Origin of the sequence: Maribacter chungangensis (assembly GCF_042676845.1) — a bacterium.
GTDB lineage: Bacteria > Bacteroidota > Bacteroidia > Flavobacteriales > Flavobacteriaceae > Maribacter > Maribacter chungangensis.
The window spans coordinates 444,338-462,658 of sequence record NZ_JBHTHY010000006.1 but is presented as its reverse complement, the minus strand read 5'-3'; the positions used below and the strand labels follow the sequence as shown (position 1 = coordinate 462,658).

Sequence of the window (18,321 nt, the reverse complement as noted above, 5' to 3'; positions counted from 1 at the left end):
AAGGAATTGATGCAAACGTTAAGAAGTTTGAGAGAAGTAAGTAAAATGAATATGAAAAAAGCTATAGATTCTAATTACCACCAGAGTATAAAAACTCCCCCTTCGGCGGCAGGGGGGCTTTTGGTCATCATCAACTACGGTGCTGGGAACATACAGAGTATCAAATTTGCGCTTAAGCGTCTGGGCTACGATGCGGTGCTAAGTAGCGATGTGGAGGAAATACAACATGCGGATAAGGTGATTTTTCCTGGGGTCGGCGAGGCCAGCAGTGCTATGAGCAAACTAAGGAATAGCGGATTGGACACCATTATTCCAACCCTTAAACAGCCGGTTCTAGGTATTTGTCTGGGCATGCAGTTGATGTGCAATTCCTCTGAAGAAGGTGATACAAAAGGCTTGGGAATATTTGATGTACCTGTTATAAAGTTCGATACAAAAACCGTAAAGGTACCGCAAATTGGATGGAATCAAATCAACCATCTGGAATCCGACTTGTTTACCGGTATTCCCGAAGATGAGCATATTTATCTGGTACATAGCTTTTACGTGCCGGTATGTGAGCAAACGATAGCGGAAACCCATTATGGATCAACCTATAGCGCAGCCTTACAAAAAGATAACTTTTACGGCACTCAGTTCCACCCGGAAAAAAGTGGAGACTTGGGAGCGCAAATTTTAAATAATTTTTTGCAATTATGAGTGATAAGCTTAATGTTCCCCCTTTGGGGGCTAGGGGGCTTCGTATTATCCCGGCCATAGACATCATAGACGGTAAGTGTGTCCGACTCTCCAAAGGAGATTATGATACCAAGAAAATATATAACGAGCATCCCTTGGAAGTGGCCAAGGAGTTTGAGGCAAGTGGCATTCGATATTTACATTTGGTTGATCTTGATGGAGCCAAGAGCAAACATATTGTCAATCACAAGGTATTGGAAAAAATTGCATCCAAGACAAACTTGCAAATCGATTTTGGAGGGGGATTAAAGACCGATGACGATTTACGCATCGCTTTTGAAAGTGGAGCAAGCCAAATTACCGGGGGAAGTATTGCAGTAAAGGACACCGAAACCTTTACCCGATGGATCAATACGTACGGTGCCGACAAAATCATTTTAGGTGCCGATGCGATGGATGAAAAAGTAGCTGTATCCGGCTGGCAGGAGGAATCAAAAGAAGAATTACTTCCGTTTATAAAAAGCTACTTAGAAAAAGGGATTCAATATGTTATTTGTACGGACATCAGTAAAGACGGAATGCTGGAAGGGCCATCCTTTGATTTGTACAGAAAAATAGTAGATAATAATACTGCCATTAAACTCATTGCCTCCGGTGGAATTTCCACTTTTGACGAACTGCCCCGCTTGGCCGAAATGGGTTGTGAAGGGGTGATCATAGGTAAGGCTATCTATGAGAATAGAATCAGCTTAAAGCAATTGGAAAACTATATTCTTACCGCATGAGCAAGGAAGAAAAAATTGTAGAGGAATTGGTCAAAAACGCCCTCTACCGGATGGATGAAAGTACACGGATGATACAAAAAAGTCTAAAATATATCGCTGAGGACCAGTTGTGGCAAAAACCTAATGGATCGCTCAACAGTATCGGGAATCTCATCCTACACATCCGTGGTAACATGACCCAGTATATCATTTCCTCCCTGGGTGAAACAGCCGATAAAAGAAATCGGGATGCGGAATTTTTAGATCATAAAACAGGTAGTAAAGAAGTACTACTGAAAATGCTAGAAGAAACGGTAGATACCGCTAAGCGTGTTATTTTCGATGCCGGTACAAAGCAGTTATTAAGACAGCGTTCCGTACAAGGGTTTAATTTAACCGGAGTAGGCGTCATTATGCATGCGGTAGAGCATTATTCCTATCATACCGGACAAATCGCTTTTTGGGTAAAGCAACTAAAAGATATAGACCTTGGGTTCTATGATGGGATTGATTTAAATTAAAAAGCCCCCTTAGCCCCAAAGGGGGAATATAATGCAAGAATTAAATTGACGTTATGATGAACACAATAATAGGTTTGAGTAATAATTCTCCCCTTTTGGGGGAGCTAGAGGGGGCTTTTTTATGTTAGCAAAAAGAATCATACCCTGTCTCGATATTAAGGATGGCCGAACGGTAAAAGGCATCAATTTTGTAGATTTGCGAGATGCCGGTGATCCGGTAGAACTGGCCGAAATATATAGCAGGGAAGGTGCCGATGAACTGGTTTTTTTAGATATTTCCGCCACGGAACAAAAGCGAAAGACTTTGGCGGATTTGGTATACAGGGTCGGAGAGAAAATAAATATTCCCTTTACCGTGGGTGGTGGAATTTCCTCAGTGGAAGATGTGGATATTCTATTGCAAAACGGCGCCGATAAGGTCTCTATAAACTCGTCCGCCGTCAAAAATCCGCAATTGATCAATGATTTGGTCGCTAAATTTGGTTCCCAATGTATCGTGGTGGCCATCGATGCCAAACAAATAGACGGAAAATGGACCGTACATTTGGTGGGTGGCAAGGTACCTACCGAATTAAATCTATTCGATTGGGCCAAGGAAGTGGAGCAAAGGGGAGCCGGTGAAATTTTGTTTACTTCCATGGACCATGACGGTACAAAAGACGGTTTTGCAAACGAAGCATTGGCAAGATTGTCTACCGAACGTAATATTCCTATTATTGCATCGGGCGGAGCTGGGAACATGCAGGATTTTACCGACACATTTATAGAAGGAAAAGCGGATGCCGCCTTGGCCGCCAGTGTATTCCATTTTAAGGAAATAAAAATTAAAGATCTAAAAGTAGAATTAGCGGAAAAGGGAATACCCGTTCGCCTATAAAGAAAACATAGTGTTACGAGCATCGAAAGAAGACAAAGCCTTGGTCGTGAGTATTTTAATGGAAGCGTTTGAACCTTTACAGGAAGATAATTCCATTAATTTTGTAGTAAAACAGGATAAAAAACGTAAGCAACGTATGCAGGTTTTAATGGAGTATCTTTTTGAGAAGGCCATGCGTACGGGAGCCGTGTTTTTATCGGATAACCGTGCAAGCTGTTTGTTGATTACATACGCGCACAAGGATCGTTTTTCCATATCCAAAGCCTTATCGACGTTGCGGTTGGTGTTCAGATGTATAGGGGCAACACGAGTACGAAAAGTACTGAAAAGGCAAGCGGTAATTCAACGAAACTATCCAAAAGGAAAATACATTCGCCCCATGATTTTTGCGGTAAAGGAAGAGTATCGAGGTACCACAACGGCCGCCAAGCTTATTTTAGAAGTTTTCAAGGACTTTAAAGACAATAAATTACCGATTATTGTAGATACGGCATCCGAGAAACATGTAAAACTCTATCAAAAATTCGGACTTAAAATTTTTAACACCGAGCAGGAACTGGGTTTTCCCATTTACCTCTTAAAAATGCATACACCTCCAAAATTGGGAGGGTAGCGGTAAAACAAATGAAACCATGAACACCGATAAAAATAGGTATCTCTTTTCTACACCCGATTGGAACAAGCTAAACGGCACTCTCCTTCCGGCCATTATCCAAGACGCCAAAACCAAGAACGTACTTATGCTTGGCTACATGAACGAGGAAAGTTTGGAAAAGACCCAAGAAACGGGAAAGGTTACGTTTTTTAGCAGGTCCAAACAACGGTTATGGACCAAAGGGGAGGAAAGCGGTAATTTTTTAAATGTGGTAGACATCAAAAACGATTGTGATCAAGATAGTTTACTTATTACCGTAGACCCAGTTGGACCCACCTGCCACACGGGAAGCGATACCTGCTGGAACGAGAAGAACGAAACCAACTTCGGATTCTTTTCGGAACTGGAAAGTACCATTGCACAACGACAAGAAGAAGCAAACATAGCACCCGATTTTCGGCAGGGTATCAAACAGAGCTATGTTGTGTCTTTATTTGACAAGGGCATCAATAAAATAGCCCAAAAAGTTGGGGAGGAGGCCGTAGAAACGGTTATCGAGGCTATGGATAACAATGATGAACTTTTCTTGTATGAGAGTGCCGATCTTTTGTTTCATTACCTTATTCTTTTAAAGGCCAAAGGATTTACGCTAAAAGATATTGAGGCGGAATTAATGAAGCGGAAGAAGTAGTCTATATTACGTAGTTAATGCTGTCTTAGAGGAATGTTATGTTCGTCTTCACGAGTAGGCTCAACAAAACGAGCTGTTTCTTACATGTAATATGACTTAACTTTTGAAAGAATAAAGATCGGACTCTAGAATATTTAAAGTGTTGAACTTGTATCAGGAAGGGATACATATTACAATGTCCACATAAAACTATCCTCTACCCACTAAATCAACAATCTGCCGCGTCGCATTAACCAGTATTTCTTACAACAGCAAACGGTTAGCTCCTCGCAAAGACGGTTGGTTTGTGGTATTACATAAGCGAATCACTATTTACTTTTACTAATTACTACCCACTAAAAACTACCCTCTAACCACTAAACTTCATCCCCCAAAAAACACATCATGCAAGTAGCGTCCGGGTACAAAAGTAAATCCACCAGCGATTATAATAGCTCCAAAATAGAGCAGGATCATTTTACGTTTATGGGCACGTACATTTCCTTTCTTTATTGCAGTATAAGCGGTTGGAACGGTCCATATAGTCAAAAAACTGAAACTATGGATCCATCCGAAGTGATTTAAAAACTGTGGTCCCACATCGGCGGGCATAAAAAGGGTAACTACGGCCGTAAATAACATCAGAACCATATACACCCTGCCAAAACCCTTGTGTATGGCAGTTCCTTTTTTTATGATCAATAATAGTGTTCCAATAAAGAAGCAGGGCACAACGGTAATCAAGTGTAAGTTCATTAGGGTATTGTATTCCATAGGGCATGCTAATTTCGACTGTAAAATTTGTTCGGTTTAGGATATCAAGATATGGAAAAGCGCCGTAAAATTCAGGATAAAACAGCTATATTTATGAATGTTAGCGCTGACTTTATTTTCGGAGCAGGGGAAAAATTTTAAAAAAAGTAAGACTACGCCATAGCCATTCCAAGGGTCCGTAGTTAAAACGGCCCAACCATAGTTTACTCAACCACACTTGCAATGCAAAAAGCACCAATGCGAGCAAAAAGGCATACAATTGTCTAAGTTCTCCGATGAGCCCCAATCCCCAACCGTAGAGTAAAAATGTTCCTACGATACTTTGCAGTACATAATTGGTCAATGCCATTCTGCCGTATGGTGCTAATTTGGATAACCAACGTCCCGGTTTTACCTTTTGGTAGAGTACAACAAATACGGCGATCCAAAGAAAGGTTTGCGCCATATTGGCGATGTCCAAGGCCGATAAGCCTACCATGGCATACCAACTATCCAACCCGGCATCCGGACCAACCTGTGAAAATGCGCCTGCTACGATACCAAAGGAAACAACTAAAGTGACACCGGACCAAATGAGGGCTTTTTTTATAAATTTCTTATGTTCACCTAAGTTTTGAAAGAACCCGATGCGACCCATATACAAACCCAATAGAAAGAAAGCAAAGGTAAAATAACCCCTACCAAAAATACTAAACTGAAAATCGGATTTTCCTTTATGACCGGCTATTGCATTGGTATCAAATACGTCCAAAAGACTTCCGTTTTTCAGAATGTCATAGTATTCCGTTACCCAGGCAGCATTGCCGTCCATTTCCGGACTTCCGCCCCAGATACTGTCCGTGCCAATTATAAAATAGACGATATACCTTGCAAGACCAAGAAACAAGACAGCTGCAATACCTAAAATCCACTTGTTGTTTATGTTGTAAAAAGGGATTAGGAAAATGCCTAGAAACGCGTAAATGGTTAAGATATCGCCTCTATAGAAAAGACTATGTACGTAACCTATAGCTAATAAAATAATGAGCCTCCATAGAAAGCGAATTCCAAAAGGTTTTCCTTTTTTAGCACCATTATCCATTTGGATGAAAAAACTCAATCCAAACAGAAAGGAGAACAAGGCAATGAATTTTCCCCTAAGGAAGAAGAAAATTAAACCATCGATTATATCATCAATAAAACCTAGATGTACAGCGTCATTAAAGCTTTGGGGCGCCATGGAACCTATATAATTCTCCGTCATGTGACAGATGAATATACCCGCTAAAGCAAGACCTCGCAAAGCGTCTATACTTTGTATTCTAGAATAAGATTGGTCGGCCATGTGGGTTTTGATTTTGATTGATGAAGTTGTTAAAGCATTGGTTGTAGGAAAGATAGTGAATATAGTAAAGCTATTTCCCGTACCTAAGCAAAGGAAAATAGATACTATTTCAAGTAATTGGATAGTAGAATAATGGTGTACTTTAGTGCCTTAGGATACCCTATTCCAAAACTTGTTTTTGTTCGAGTAATTTTTCTTTAAGCCTTGGGTAAGAAATATCTTGAACGGGCTTTTGTTCATCAATGGCCATACTGGCAACTACCGCAGCACTTTGACCAAGCACCATAAACACAGGTTCCATACGTATAGAACCAAAAGCAATATGCGAGGCACTTAAACATATAGGAACGACCAAATTGGCGCACTCCTTTTTTTTGGGAACGATGGATTTATAACTGATGGGGTACGGGGCTTTCACATAAGCTTCTACGTTTCCTTCGTTGGATACGAAACCCTCAGCAGTAACAAAACGTTTGATGTGATGCGAATCCATACCGTATGCCGCCATGCCTATTGGATCAGGAACAAGGTTCAGCCCTTCGCAGTTCTTTTGGGTCATCACATAATCGCTTACCATACGCCGTGCCTCTCTAATGTACAACTGCTCTTGCCACCCATCTTCGCGGGCATACTCATCTTTACAAGTACCCCATTTCGAAATTTTATCCCGTACTTTTTCAGGAATTCGAGGGTGATAGGACAACGTCCACATTAGGCCCTGTTGGTACTGCCGATGGCGGGCTACGATTGCTTCCCGCTTGTCATAGGAAGCCTCGGGATAGTCCCAGTTCTGACCAATAAAATCGGTAGAAAATCCTTTTTGATTGTTGGTATCCGTTTTTCGGTTGGGCATGGGGGCATTGATCCAAGGAGCCATCTTGTCACCGTACGAATACATTTCTTCCAGTGTGCCGGTGGCGGCCTCGTAATTCCGAAATAGCAATTCATAATCCAATTCGTCATAGTCGGCTGGTTTTTTAAACGGGATCCGGTTTTCCGGGTGATCTGTCAAGGTCATTCTAAAACAGTAGGCCTGTATGCCTTTATCACCTTCGCCATCTACGCCAGGGCCTCCTTCATTAATAAAAGGCAGTAATCCGCTAGATGGGTCACCTTTAATGATATACGGGTCTACGCCATCCACAAAATTATGGTAAATGTTATTATTGGAAACCGTACCTCGTAAGGTTTCACTGGTTGCATTGGCTTGAATTCCGTTTAAGGTCTCACCGTATTGTGCATTGCTTTCCCTGCCGTAGGTATAGCTTACCTCGGAACTCGCCATTAGATCCCCTTCATAGGTAGCATCAATAAATATTGTTCCAGTAAAAATAGTACCACTTTCCATCGTAATGGATTCTATCTTCCCATCGGATTTTATAACACCGCTTTCCCGATTCAAACGTTCGTTATACACCAAGGTAACTTTCTCTTTACCTAACATATCCAAATAAACCCAAAGTGCCGCCGAAGGTTCAAAGGTCCACATGGAATTTTCGTTTGCAGTAGTCCGTGTTTGCCCACCGTCTTTATATTCGGATTTTTTCTCCCATTTCCAATTGGCCGGATTATCGTAATAGGTCTTGATGTTCTCGTAAAATTCTCGGGAAATCCCACCTATGGCCTGTTTGTTCCCTATATCCGTTTGCCCTAGCCCTCCTGTGGTTAAGCCACCTATTCTGCTTGTAGGCGTTATAAGTACTACAGATTTTCCCAACCTACTCGCCTGTATGGCCGCAACAATTCCTGATGAAGTAGCGCCATAAACTACAATATCATAACTTGATGATTGTCCCCGAGTGAAGTAAACCGTTAAAAACAGGGCTAGGAGGGTGGTTTTGAATGTTGATGGCGAACGCTGGAGCATGGTATTTTTCGGTTTTGATGGATAATTTTCTTATGGATACCTTACCGGTAAATATAGCCAAGAAACATATTCAAAACTAGTATCAAGCTCATGTAGGGTCGCTACTTTTAAACAGCAGTGTTCCTGAAAACTTTGACGCTATAATTGATGAATACTTGACGTATAATCTATCGGCAAGGTCACAAGCATAATAATTAATCTGGTACGGCTTACATTGCTCGCGCTGCTTGGTTCGTTTTCATCGCTATTAAGAGGAGGCACGACGAAGTAATCTGTGGTTCGTTTTCATCGCTATTACGAGGAGGCAGGACGAAGTAATCTGTGGTTCGTTTTCATCGCTATTACGAGGAAGCACAACGAAGTAATCTGTGGTTCGTTTTCATCGCTATTAAGAGGAGGCACGACGAAGTAATCTGTTTCTTATAGGTATGCAGGGTGATGCGTATTCTGCGCTTTCCTGCAGTTAGCCACAAGCAAAAAAATCTGTGATTGAAATAAACTTACGTAATAATTTATTAAATTCGTACGTAAAATAAATGTTATGGACAAAAAATTGACATTGAGTTTAGACAAATCAATTATCGAAAGTGCAAAGAATTATGCCAAATCGAATAACATTAGCTTGTCGAAACTTATCGAATCTTATTTGACAACGCTCACCAAACGGCAAAGAAGTTCAACGGAAATAACACCTCTCGTTGAAAGTTTAAGTGGAGTAATTAATCTTGATGAGGATTTTGACGTAAAAGATGATTATACTGATTACCTTATTGAGAAATACAAATGAGCAGATTATTAATTGACACAAATATCGTAATAGATTTACTTTCAAGAAGAGATAAATTCTATAATGAAGCTGCCGATTTATTTTCTCGTGCGGACAAGAAAGAATTAGAACTGACTATTTCATCTTTAACATTTGCAAACACAAATTATATTCTTTCCAAACTCAAATCAGCTAAAGAAGCGAGGAAAATATTGAGAAAATTTAAAGTACTCGTTGAGTTATTGAGTTTAGATGACAAGATTACAGAATTAGCTTTGAGCGATGATAGTTTTCCAGATTTTGAGGATGGACTACAATACTATTCAGCTATCGAAAATCAAATAGATGTAATTATAACGCGGAATAAAAAGGATTTCAAAAATTCGAAAATTCCTGTTTTAACTGCGAAAGAATTTTTAGCTCGGAAATAATGCCAGCTGCTAACAATGTTAAAAATAATAGCGGTTTACTCGCTAAAACAAAAGCAAGTAAATTTAAAAAAGGTCTGTGTTAAATCGAAAAGTTAGTGCGTGAAAATCCGCTACTATTCTTAGACTAGACCGATATTAGTACTTATTAGGGATGCGTATTTTTTTTGGTACCCTTGGGATTTGCTTACTCGGTACGGCACTAGTTGCAAACTAAGGCTAGCGGGGGGGGCACTACAAGGTAAACAGTGTTTGTTATTATCGTCATTACGAGGAGGTACGACGAAGTAATCTGTGGCTTGTGGCTATCGTCATTAAGAGCAGACACGACGAAGTAATCTGTGGTTTGCGCTATCGTCATTACGAGGAGGCACGACGAAGTAATCTGTTTCTTTTAGGTACGTAGGGTTATGCTTATTCTGCGCTTTCCTGCAGATATTAGTACTTACAGGATGCGTATTTTTGGTACCCTTGGGATTTGCTTACTCGGTACGGCACTAGTTGCAAACTAAGGCTAGCGGGGGGGCACTACAAGGTAAACAGTGTTTGTTATTATCGTCATTACGAGGAGGTACGACGAAGTAATCTGTGGCTTGTGGCTATCGTCATTAAGAGCAGACACGACGAAGTAATCTGTGGTTTGCGCTATCGTCATTACGAGGAGGCACGACGAAGTAATCTGTTTCTTTTAGGTACGTAGGGTTATGCTTATTCTGCGCTTTCCTGCAGATATTAGTACTTATAGGATGCATAATTTTTGGTAACCTTGGTAACCGCTTACTCGGTACGGCACTAGTTACAAACTAGCGCTAGCCGGGGTGGTTTAAGACAAAAAGAAAATATTGATTAACTTTAGAGAACTGGACTAGGGCTTTTCTTAGGATACATTGTTAGCAGTAGTATTTATGACACCCAGAGCATATTTCTATCCACAATTTTCCATTTTCCATTTTCTTTAATACAGAATATTATTTCTCCTGAACCGCATAAACTACCACATAAAAAATCAAAGTAGAAAATAGCCCTATCATTCCTTTGGTTTATTTTAAAATCTGAGAACCGAATTGATGCAACGTATCTGTATTCAGAACTATTCCAATATACTTTTTTTTCTTTTTCTAGTTGCCCTAAATCTTTAATGATATATCGTCCTCTTTCATATAATTTGTCCAATTCCAATTTCCCCTTTTCAAATTTAGTACTGTCTATCAATTGAATTAAAAGGTTATCAAAATCTTTTGAATGAATAGTGTCTTTGTAATACATTCTAGGGAATGACGAATCATCAGAATCCCAATCCTTAAATTCTCTTTTCGGATTAAGATGATATGGCTCAATTCCTATTACCAAGTCCGCTTTTTCCAATTTAGGGTTGTCAAATGCCTCGTCAAACTTTTCTTTCCCAATTTGGTAGTTTAATGAATCTTGTTTGCTTTCTGCATATTCTAACGGCATTGGTGGTATTGGAAGTTTTTCATAATAATATTCAGTTCCCACTAACTCAATAAAAATATCGTTTAGTAATTCCATTTCCGAAATAGTATTCTCCGGTTTTGGCGAACAACTTGCCAAAAGAAAGAATAAATTAGAAATTAAAATTAGTTTTTTCATATTACTGCTAACAACTGCATAACGCAAATTTTATTATCCCGCTAATAAAGACTAAAATACGATTTTAAAAACCCATAATTGCGCGTACTTATCAAAACCTATGAACAAGATATCACCTATTAAAGCTTTTCATTTTTCCATTCGTTTTTTTTCACTACATTACCCACTACCCACTACCCACTACCCACTACCCACTACCCACTACCCACTACCCACTACCCACTACCCACTACCCACTACCCACTACCCACTACCCACTACCCACTACCCACTACCCACCACCCACTACCCACAAACTACCACCAAACCACAAAAAACTTCTCAAACTCCGTTTCGGATTTCTTCATCCAGACCATGGGTGCGTTTTGTTTGATCAGGCGCAGGTTAATTTCCAATAGGGTTTCGTAATGGGAGGTCCATTCCATTTCGGCATGGGGCGCAACGACCCATTGCGTTTTATAGGGAATATAGAACTGGTAGTTTTTAAAGGCATCGGTCTGTAAATCGGTCATGCGTAACCAATAGCCAACGATACATTTGGGGTTTAAAGGTCTAAGATGCAGCGGTGCGCTCCCGTAGGGCTCGAACAGTTGCGCCTTGTAGCAAGCTTGGTGCTGTATTTCATTGCTATTGATATCATGTTGGGCCAAAGCAGAGCTTCCGGCCAGGCTGTGTAAAAGTGCAAACTGAGCGTTCTTTATTTTTTCCATTTTGGTAAAGAACATATCTCTTCGGTTAGGTCCCATGAGCTGGTGTATGGATTCTGAGATGCTGGGGTCTATGATGTAGAATTTGTAGGTCAGTTCCACATGGACCAATTGCTGAGTTGCTTTTTCTTTTAGGATAAAATCAATTTCACCAATCGTCTGTTTTCCTTCTCGGATAGGTAGGTTATACAACAGTACTTCGTACGTATCACTGTGGTCCAAAAGCTGTTTACAGACATGTTCCATTTGGTGGCCCAAACGTATTTTTTGCGGAATGGGCGAAGGGGAGAAATTTAATACATCCACTTGTGGAAAATGAAACTGCCTTATGCCAAATTGGGAGTTTAGCCAGATGGCGGGGGTATTAAGAAATCCAGCGATTTGTTGTTGAAGATGATCTTCTTGCATAGCGGTACCAAATTACGGAATTTCCGTTTGTTTAGCTACTTGCATTGTTGCCCGTATAGGTCTTTGTAAGCGCATGTAGTGTCAATATGTAGTAAATCAAAACCCGCGAAACCTTCGTAAGCTTAAACAACAACGTTAACATTTCCTAAATACGAAGTACTTCCCACGTAAATGTGTTAATTTTATCTTTATGGCTATGAATACAAGAAAAGGATTTCGGTTTGTACCTTATAAAGCGGAAGAAATCTCTCCCTTTGAAAAACTTTTTGATATTTTTCAGGAATTGATTACCCACACCTCGGGCGATTTTGACGAGGCTATAGATTGGCTGCGCGAATTGGACAAGGAATATGAACTTACTGATGAAAACTATACCATTGAGGACTTTATTGAAGACTTAAGGGCCAAAGGTTATATTCGGGAGGAGTTTGAAGATGGTGGCGGAACAGGAGAAGATGGAAAAGAAGGAAGTGGTGGTGGCGATATTTCCATTACTGCCAAGATGGAACGTATTATCCGTCAACGTGCTTTGGACCAGATTTTTGGCAAACTAAAGCGAAGTGGTGCCGGTAATCATAAAACGGGAAAATCCGGACAAGGGGACGAACATACGGGCGATTTTAGGGAATACCGCTATGGTGACGGCTTGGAGCATATTTCTATGACCGAAAGCCTTAAAAATGCGCAGGTGAACCACGGTATTGGCAGTTTTCAATTGAGTGAGGAAGACTTGGTGGTAGAGGATACCCAGTACAAGGCTCAGATGAGTACGATTCTAATGATCGACATTAGCCATAGTATGATTCTGTACGGGGAAGACCGCATTACCCCCGCCAAAAAAGTAGCAATGGCGCTATCGGAATTGATAACGACGCGGTACCCAAAAGATACCTTGGATATTTTGGTTTTTGGTAATGACGCTTGGCCTATTCCGATTAAGGACCTACCGTACCTAAAAGTTGGACCTTATCATACCAACACCGTAGCCGGACTGCAACTGGCCATGGATATGCTGCGAAGAAAAAGGAATACGAACAAACAGATTTTTATGATTACCGATGGAAAGCCCAGCTGTTTGCGACTGCCAGACGGCACATATTATAAAAACAGCGCCGGATTGGATGATTTTATCGTGGAGAAATGCTACAATATGGCCAGGCAGGCACGGAAATTACACATTCCGATCACTACATTTATGATTGCACAAGACCCCTATCTGATGCAATTTATTCGTGAGTTTACGGAGGCGAACAAAGGAAAAGCCTTCTTTACGGGATTAAAGGGATTGGGAGAAATGATATTTGAGGACTATGAGTCCAATAGGAGGAAGAAGTTGAAATAGTGGATAGTGGGTAGTGGTAGTAGGTAGAGGGTAGTGGGTAGTAAAAGTGGATGTATCGTTTACTGGCACAAAACACGAAGGCCGTCTTTGCGAGGTGCTAAAGAAGGGTGAAGTTATTAATAGGAGTTTAAGCGAGGTGGCAAACTGTTTGATTTGTGGGTAGTGTTAGTTTTGCAGTGAGTTTAGCAGGTTAGGAGTTTAGGAAAAAATAAAAAAATTGAAATTGAAACAAACAGAAATTAAAAATTTAGGTGAGTTAAAAGCATCCGGGTATGCTAGCAAAAGCATCAAGGATGAACTTAGAGATAATTTACGGGAACGTTTACGAACTGGAAAAGACAGCTTTGAAGGAGTATGGGGCTATGAAAACTCCGTAATTCCCGAATTGGAAAGGGCCATTTTATCGCGGCACAACATCAACCTTTTGGGTTTACGCGGACAGGCAAAAACACGTCTGGCGCGTTTAATGGTGGAACTTTTGGATGAGTGGATTCCCGTTGTGGAAGGTTCGGAAATAAATGACGACCCTTTACAACCTATGTCGCGATTTGCGATGGAATTGATCAAGGAAAAGGGAGACGGTACGCCGATTACCTGGATGCATAAGAGCGATCGTTTTTATGAAAAATTGGCGACACCAGATGTAACCGTGGCCGATTTGATCGGTGATGTAGATCCCATAAAAGCTGCAAACCTTAGACTTTCTTACGCAGACGACCGTGTGATTCACTTTGGAATGATACCACGAGCCAACCGCTGTATCTTCGTGATCAACGAATTACCCGATTTACAGGCCAGAATTCAAGTTGCCTTGTTCAATATTTTAGAAGAAGGCGATATACAGATTAGAGGGTTTAAACTTCGTTTGCCTTTGGATATTCAATTTGTGTTTACGGCAAACCCGGAAGATTACACCAATAGGGGAAGTATCGTAACTCCGCTGAAAGATAGAATAGGCTCCCAGATTTTAACCCACTACCCAGAGGATATAGAAACGGCTCGAAAAATCACGGAGCAAGAGGCTAATTTAGAATTGCGACAAACAGAGTCTGTTTATGTGCCGGACTTGGCGAAGGATTTATTGGAACAGATAAGTTTTGAAGCGCGGGACAGCGAATATATAGATGCAAAAAGTGGTGTAAGTGCAAGAACAAGTATTACCGCTTTTCAGAATTTATTAAGTACCGCTGAGCGCAGGTCATTGTTAACCGGAGCGGATAAGACCATGGTACGCTTAAGTGATTTTCTTGGCGTGATACCAGCAATTACAGGTAAAATAGAATTGGTTTATGAAGGCGAACAGGAAGGTGCGGACGGTGTTGCCGGTATTTTGATCGATGATGCTGTTAAATCCTTGTTTCCCGAGTATTTCCCGGAAATTAACAAGTTGGAGCGCAAGGACGCCGAAACGCCTTATGATGAGTTGTTACATTGGTTTTTTCAGGGTGAAGGCTTTGAACTACTAGATGACTTTACGGATGAAGAATATAAACGCACCTTGGACAGTATCCCGGCCTTAAACGAGTTGGTTAAAGCGCACCAACCGGATTTTCCCAAGGAAGATGTCTACTTCTTAAAGGAATTGGCATTGTGGGGACTGGTATCCTATAAAAAACTGAACAAGCAACGTTTTGAAGACGGTTTTCAGTTTAAGGATCTATATAGCGGATTCATTAACGACTTGTAGTGTTTTTTGTTGCTAAAACGCCATTGCGAAATCCTGGTTGGGATTTCGCAATGGCGTTTTTATTTGTGATGGTTAACCTTTAATCGCCCCAGTTGTCAACATGTTGGTTCATATCGTCAAAATGATAGGTGCCTACCAGTTGCTTTCTATGTGCAATAGTAATCGTTGTAAGTAACAGCAGTACGAGGTAGAGAAAAAGTATCGCCAGCCCTAATGGAATAAAGGTGTCCGGGATCAAATAATTCTCATAATCATTGTAGGTTAAAAGAATAAACAGGGTGTCAAAAAACTTAAAGACATAAATAATACCGATAACATAGAGCAAGTACTCCAAATTTCGCATTGGAGGATCGCTAAGTTCTTTTTCCTTTATTTTAAACCAGAGAACATAAAGAAAAACAAAATGGACGATCGAGAGTATTGGAATAATGTAGTTATCTATTTTGAATAAGTAGAATTTATTGGTATACAAACCGTAAAAGCTAAATACATCAACCAACAATAAAATAAAAATCGAAAGTAAAAGTGTCCATTTCCAAGGCAAAACGTCTTTAAAAAACTTCATTCTATATGCTACTTTAGGGGGATACGGTAAACTAAAAGATGTGAAATTAACGACTTAAATGTTTCTTTATTTCAATAAAATCGATGAAAGGTATTAAATGTGGTGGATTGGCTAAAAATTGAAGTATTTTCGATTTTTAGCCTATTATGTCCTCATCGAAGCCACGTTGCCGTTATTGCTTTATTGGAAAAGAGTATCAACCCGATTCCAATCCCCAATACTACTATTGGCATAACAATACCACCAGGTCCGTACACTTCAAAGGAGTTGCTGAAAAAAATGGAATAACTCATTTGAGCTATAATTCCAAGCAAGGATATATAAAGTATGGTACGTGCCCATTTTTTGCGCATCAGTAGAAGTATACAGCCTAATGTGCCGCCCCAGACGGCTATGGCATAAGCTCCGGTTACCCATGCAGGTTGCGATTCGTAAAGCAAACGTTCCGCCTGGGACATTTGTTCAAGATCCTCAATAGATGTATAAGCGTCTGCCAGATAAGCCCCCACACCCATTAAATTCCAAAGTAGCGCTACAGTGCCAATAACCCAAAACCACCTAGGTGGCTTTATGTTTGTTGTGGTTTTCATAATAAAATGGTTTAGATTAGTAGTTCTAAAATTATAAAAATAACCGTCTATTTTAATATTTTCAAGATAATTATATTGTTATCAGTTATTTACAGATAAAGACTGAGAAGGTTTTATGCAGAAAAAACGATTTTACTATATTGTTCGGTTACAATATTTGGGTTTCCGGTTTAGCGGCTGGCAAAAGCAGCCCGGGCAGCTGACCATTGAACGAATGTTGGTAAAAACCTTAAAATTTATACTTCCTGATACGGAATTCAAAATATTGGGAGCCGGTAGAACCGATGCCAAGGTATCTTCCTTGGACGGGGCTTTTGAACTTTTTGTTATAGAACGCGAACTCCCGCCTTTAGCTGAATTTATTCACCTTTTTAATTCAAATTTACCTTCGGATATTAGGGTGACGGGGATTATACCAACAACGGCGGACTTCAATATTATTCAGCAAAGTAAAAGCAAGGAATATATCTATTTGTTTTCTTATGGTAGCAAAAACCATCCCTTCTGCGCACCTTTCCTAACAAATGTGTTGGTCAACTTGGACATTGAGCTTATGAAAGAGGCCGCAGCCTTATTTGAGGGAACCCATGATTTTTCTGCATATACCGCCAAACTACAACCTAATACCAAGGTCGTGAGAGAAGTATATAGTTGCGAAATTGTTACCAATAGTATACTCACCGCTAATTTTTTCCCGAAAGAAAGTTTTGCTTTAATCGTTAACGGAGCAGGATTTATGCGTTATCAAATTCGGATGATGATGGGCGCTTTGTTCCAAGTTGGGAAAGGTGAGTTGTCCATAGACGAGATCAAGGAGTCTCTAAAAGCAGACTCGAACGTAGTGTTTACCACAGTGGCGCCAGGATCGGGACTGTTACTTAACAAGCTAAGCTTTGACTAGTGCAGCTATACGGTTTTAGTATCTTTAGAAAAAAATAGTGTCTTTATGCCATTAAAACGAAAAATAGATTTTCAAAAAAAGAAGAAACAGGTATCGCGTGTGCATACCAAAATGGGAAAAGCGCCGGGAACCATAAGTTATCTTGGTACCAAGGATAAAACGGCAAGTAAGGTATACGCTACACTTTATAGTGGGGATAGTCTTATGGAAGAAGAGACGATAGATATTGCCCACATATTAGACATTAAAGCGTCCGATAAAACCGCTTGGATAAATGTAATCGGCATTAATGATGAGCCTTTTATTGAGGCCCTTGGCACCAAATTCGGTCTAAATCCCCTAGTTTTGGAAGATGCCGTAAATACAGAGCAAAGACCTAAAATAGACGAGTATGAGGATTACATTTTTGGTGTCTTTAGAATGTTGTATTTAAATACGGGCAAAGAAATTGTAGGAGAGCACGTAGCCATGGTGCTTATGGAAAACACGGTACTTGTTTTTCAAGAAGTAGAGGACGATGTGTTTAACGGTGTAAGAAATCGGATAGCGGCAAAAACAGGTAGAATAAGAAGTAGGGCTGCGGATTACTTGTTTTTTGCTCTTTTAGATGCTATTATAGATAATTACTTCCTGGTTTTAGAGCATATTAACGAAAGGATAGAGAATTTAGAAGATGAAGTCTACAACAACCCAAAACCCATAGTGGCGCAGGATATTCAGGAGCTAAAAAAGGAGATATTGAAGATAAGACGGTGGATTTTCCCTGTAAAGGAATTGATAAGTAGACTCATAGATTCCGAAAATTCCCTGATTGAAAAAGATACCAAGTTATTTTTGAGGGACGCGCTGGATCACATGCTCGAGATTAATGAAAGTTTACAGATATATCGGGAAATGTCCATGAGCCTTATGGAAATGTATATGAGCAACATGAGCAATAAGATGAACGAAGTCATGAAAGTACTCACGATTATGGCATCGATATTTATTCCGTTGACATTCATTGCGGGTATATATGGGATGAACTTTGACCACATGCCAGAATTGCACATGGAAAACGGTTACTATTATGTTTGGGGCCTTATGATCGTTCTTTTTATTGGTATGATGGTGTATTTTAAAAAGAAAGATTGGCTTTAGATCATACTTTGCTCTCCAGCCAAGATACAAATATGTTCCTGTGCTAATTTAGAACATAGGTTTGCCATTATTTCAATGTATTTAAAGATAATGGTTAGCGTTAAAT

The 18,321-nt window shown here is 40.1% G+C and carries 19 protein-coding genes; 12 read left to right on the top strand and 7 right to left on the bottom strand.

Going from position 1 to position 18,321, the window contains the following annotated elements; all coding sequences use genetic code 11:
• Nucleotides 1-9: 9 nt before the first annotated feature.
• The 6 genes from hisH (at nucleotide 10) to hisIE (ending at nucleotide 4,126) form a co-directional block, all read left to right on the top strand.
• Complete coding sequence (gene hisH / locus ACFQZJ_RS10070) at nucleotides 10-699, top strand: imidazole glycerol phosphate synthase subunit HisH (protein ID WP_379934279.1); 690 nt, start codon at nucleotides 10-12, stop codon at nucleotides 697-699.
• Nucleotides 696-1,463 carry a 1-(5-phosphoribosyl)-5-[(5-phosphoribosylamino)methylideneamino]imidazole-4-carboxamide isomerase gene (gene hisA / locus ACFQZJ_RS10065; RefSeq protein WP_379934277.1) on the top strand — a complete coding sequence of 256 codons (768 nt, stop codon included), beginning with the start codon at nucleotides 696-698 and terminating at the stop codon, nucleotides 1,461-1,463. The genes hisH and hisA overlap by 4 nt, the downstream gene beginning before the upstream one ends.
• Nucleotides 1,460-1,963, top strand: a complete 504-nt coding sequence (locus ACFQZJ_RS10060) for a DinB family protein (protein ID WP_379934276.1) — start codon at nucleotides 1,460-1,462, stop codon at nucleotides 1,961-1,963. The genes hisA and ACFQZJ_RS10060 overlap by 4 nt, the downstream gene beginning before the upstream one ends.
• 121 nt (nucleotides 1,964-2,084) lie before the next feature.
• Complete coding sequence (gene hisF / locus ACFQZJ_RS10055) at nucleotides 2,085-2,840, top strand: imidazole glycerol phosphate synthase subunit HisF (RefSeq protein ID WP_379934275.1); 756 nt, start codon at nucleotides 2,085-2,087, stop codon at nucleotides 2,838-2,840.
• A 10-nt stretch (nucleotides 2,841-2,850) separates the two neighbouring features.
• Complete coding sequence (locus ACFQZJ_RS10050) at nucleotides 2,851-3,453, top strand: GNAT family N-acetyltransferase (RefSeq protein WP_379934274.1); 603 nt, start codon at nucleotides 2,851-2,853, stop codon at nucleotides 3,451-3,453.
• Nucleotides 3,454-3,472: 19 nt separating this feature from the next.
• Nucleotides 3,473-4,126, top strand: a complete 654-nt coding sequence (gene hisIE / locus ACFQZJ_RS10045) for a bifunctional phosphoribosyl-AMP cyclohydrolase/phosphoribosyl-ATP diphosphatase HisIE (RefSeq protein WP_379934273.1) — start codon at nucleotides 3,473-3,475, stop codon at nucleotides 4,124-4,126.
• Between the two features lie 363 nt (nucleotides 4,127-4,489).
• On the opposite strand, the gene ACFQZJ_RS10040 is transcribed toward hisIE, so the two are convergent.
• The 3 genes from ACFQZJ_RS10040 to ACFQZJ_RS10030 form a co-directional block, all read right to left on the bottom strand.
• On the bottom strand, nucleotides 4,490-4,879 hold the full coding sequence (locus ACFQZJ_RS10040) for a DUF2306 domain-containing protein (RefSeq protein ID WP_379934271.1): 390 nt from the start codon (nucleotides 4,877-4,879) through the stop codon (nucleotides 4,490-4,492).
• Between the two features lie 112 nt (nucleotides 4,880-4,991).
• Nucleotides 4,992-6,203: a DUF418 domain-containing protein gene (locus ACFQZJ_RS10035; RefSeq protein WP_379934270.1), complete on the bottom strand. Its 1,212-nt coding sequence runs from the start codon at nucleotides 6,201-6,203 to the stop codon at nucleotides 4,992-4,994.
• A gap of 160 nt (nucleotides 6,204-6,363) precedes the next feature.
• Complete coding sequence (locus ACFQZJ_RS10030; RefSeq protein ID WP_379934269.1) at nucleotides 6,364-8,070, bottom strand: FAD-dependent oxidoreductase; 1,707 nt, start codon at nucleotides 8,068-8,070, stop codon at nucleotides 6,364-6,366.
• A 541-nt stretch (nucleotides 8,071-8,611) separates the two neighbouring features.
• Here ACFQZJ_RS10030 and ACFQZJ_RS10025 point away from each other — a divergent pair.
• Nucleotides 8,612-8,857 (top strand): DUF6364 family protein, encoded by a 246-nt coding sequence (locus ACFQZJ_RS10025; RefSeq protein WP_379934267.1) that lies wholly within the window; start codon nucleotides 8,612-8,614, stop codon nucleotides 8,855-8,857.
• Nucleotides 8,854-9,267: a type II toxin-antitoxin system VapC family toxin gene (locus tag ACFQZJ_RS10020; RefSeq protein ID WP_379934266.1), complete on the top strand. Its 414-nt coding sequence runs from the start codon at nucleotides 8,854-8,856 to the stop codon at nucleotides 9,265-9,267. The genes ACFQZJ_RS10025 and ACFQZJ_RS10020 overlap by 4 nt, the downstream gene beginning before the upstream one ends.
• 900 nt (nucleotides 9,268-10,167) lie before the next feature.
• On the opposite strand, the gene ACFQZJ_RS10015 is transcribed toward ACFQZJ_RS10020, so the two are convergent.
• Nucleotides 10,168-10,875, bottom strand: a complete 708-nt coding sequence (locus ACFQZJ_RS10015; RefSeq protein ID WP_379934264.1) for a hypothetical protein — start codon at nucleotides 10,873-10,875, stop codon at nucleotides 10,168-10,170.
• 296 nt (nucleotides 10,876-11,171) lie between these two features.
• Nucleotides 11,172-11,990 (bottom strand): DUF1853 family protein, encoded by an 819-nt coding sequence (locus ACFQZJ_RS10010; RefSeq protein WP_379934262.1) that lies wholly within the window; start codon nucleotides 11,988-11,990, stop codon nucleotides 11,172-11,174.
• Nucleotides 11,991-12,180: 190 nt separating this feature from the next.
• Here ACFQZJ_RS10010 and ACFQZJ_RS10005 point away from each other — a divergent pair, with 190 nt between their 5' ends.
• Both ACFQZJ_RS10005 and ACFQZJ_RS10000 read left to right on the top strand, forming a co-directional pair.
• Nucleotides 12,181-13,332: a vWA domain-containing protein gene (locus ACFQZJ_RS10005; protein ID WP_379934261.1), complete on the top strand. Its 1,152-nt coding sequence runs from the start codon at nucleotides 12,181-12,183 to the stop codon at nucleotides 13,330-13,332.
• A gap of 223 nt (nucleotides 13,333-13,555) precedes the next feature.
• Complete coding sequence (locus tag ACFQZJ_RS10000) at nucleotides 13,556-15,019, top strand: magnesium chelatase (protein ID WP_379934260.1); 1,464 nt, start codon at nucleotides 13,556-13,558, stop codon at nucleotides 15,017-15,019.
• A 79-nt stretch (nucleotides 15,020-15,098) separates the two neighbouring features.
• On the opposite strand, the gene ACFQZJ_RS09995 is transcribed toward ACFQZJ_RS10000, so the two are convergent.
• Together ACFQZJ_RS09995 and ACFQZJ_RS09990 are read right to left on the bottom strand one after the other, a co-directional pair.
• Nucleotides 15,099-15,584 (bottom strand): hypothetical protein, encoded by a 486-nt coding sequence (locus ACFQZJ_RS09995; RefSeq protein ID WP_379934259.1) that lies wholly within the window; start codon nucleotides 15,582-15,584, stop codon nucleotides 15,099-15,101.
• Between the two features lie 152 nt (nucleotides 15,585-15,736).
• The gene (locus ACFQZJ_RS09990; protein WP_379934257.1) at nucleotides 15,737-16,174 is read right to left on the bottom strand and encodes a hypothetical protein; all 438 of its coding nucleotides are present in this window, start codon (nucleotides 16,172-16,174) and stop codon (nucleotides 15,737-15,739) included.
• A gap of 115 nt (nucleotides 16,175-16,289) precedes the next feature.
• Between ACFQZJ_RS09990 and ACFQZJ_RS09985 the strand changes: the two genes are divergently transcribed.
• Both ACFQZJ_RS09985 and corA read left to right on the top strand, forming a co-directional pair.
• Nucleotides 16,290-17,075 (top strand): tRNA pseudouridine synthase A, encoded by a 786-nt coding sequence (locus tag ACFQZJ_RS09985; protein WP_379934256.1) that lies wholly within the window; start codon nucleotides 16,290-16,292, stop codon nucleotides 17,073-17,075.
• A gap of 45 nt (nucleotides 17,076-17,120) precedes the next feature.
• Entirely contained in the window at nucleotides 17,121-18,215 is a 1,095-nt protein-coding gene (gene corA / locus ACFQZJ_RS09980; protein ID WP_379934255.1) for a magnesium/cobalt transporter CorA, read from the top strand.
• Nucleotides 18,216-18,321: the final 106 nt, after the last annotated feature.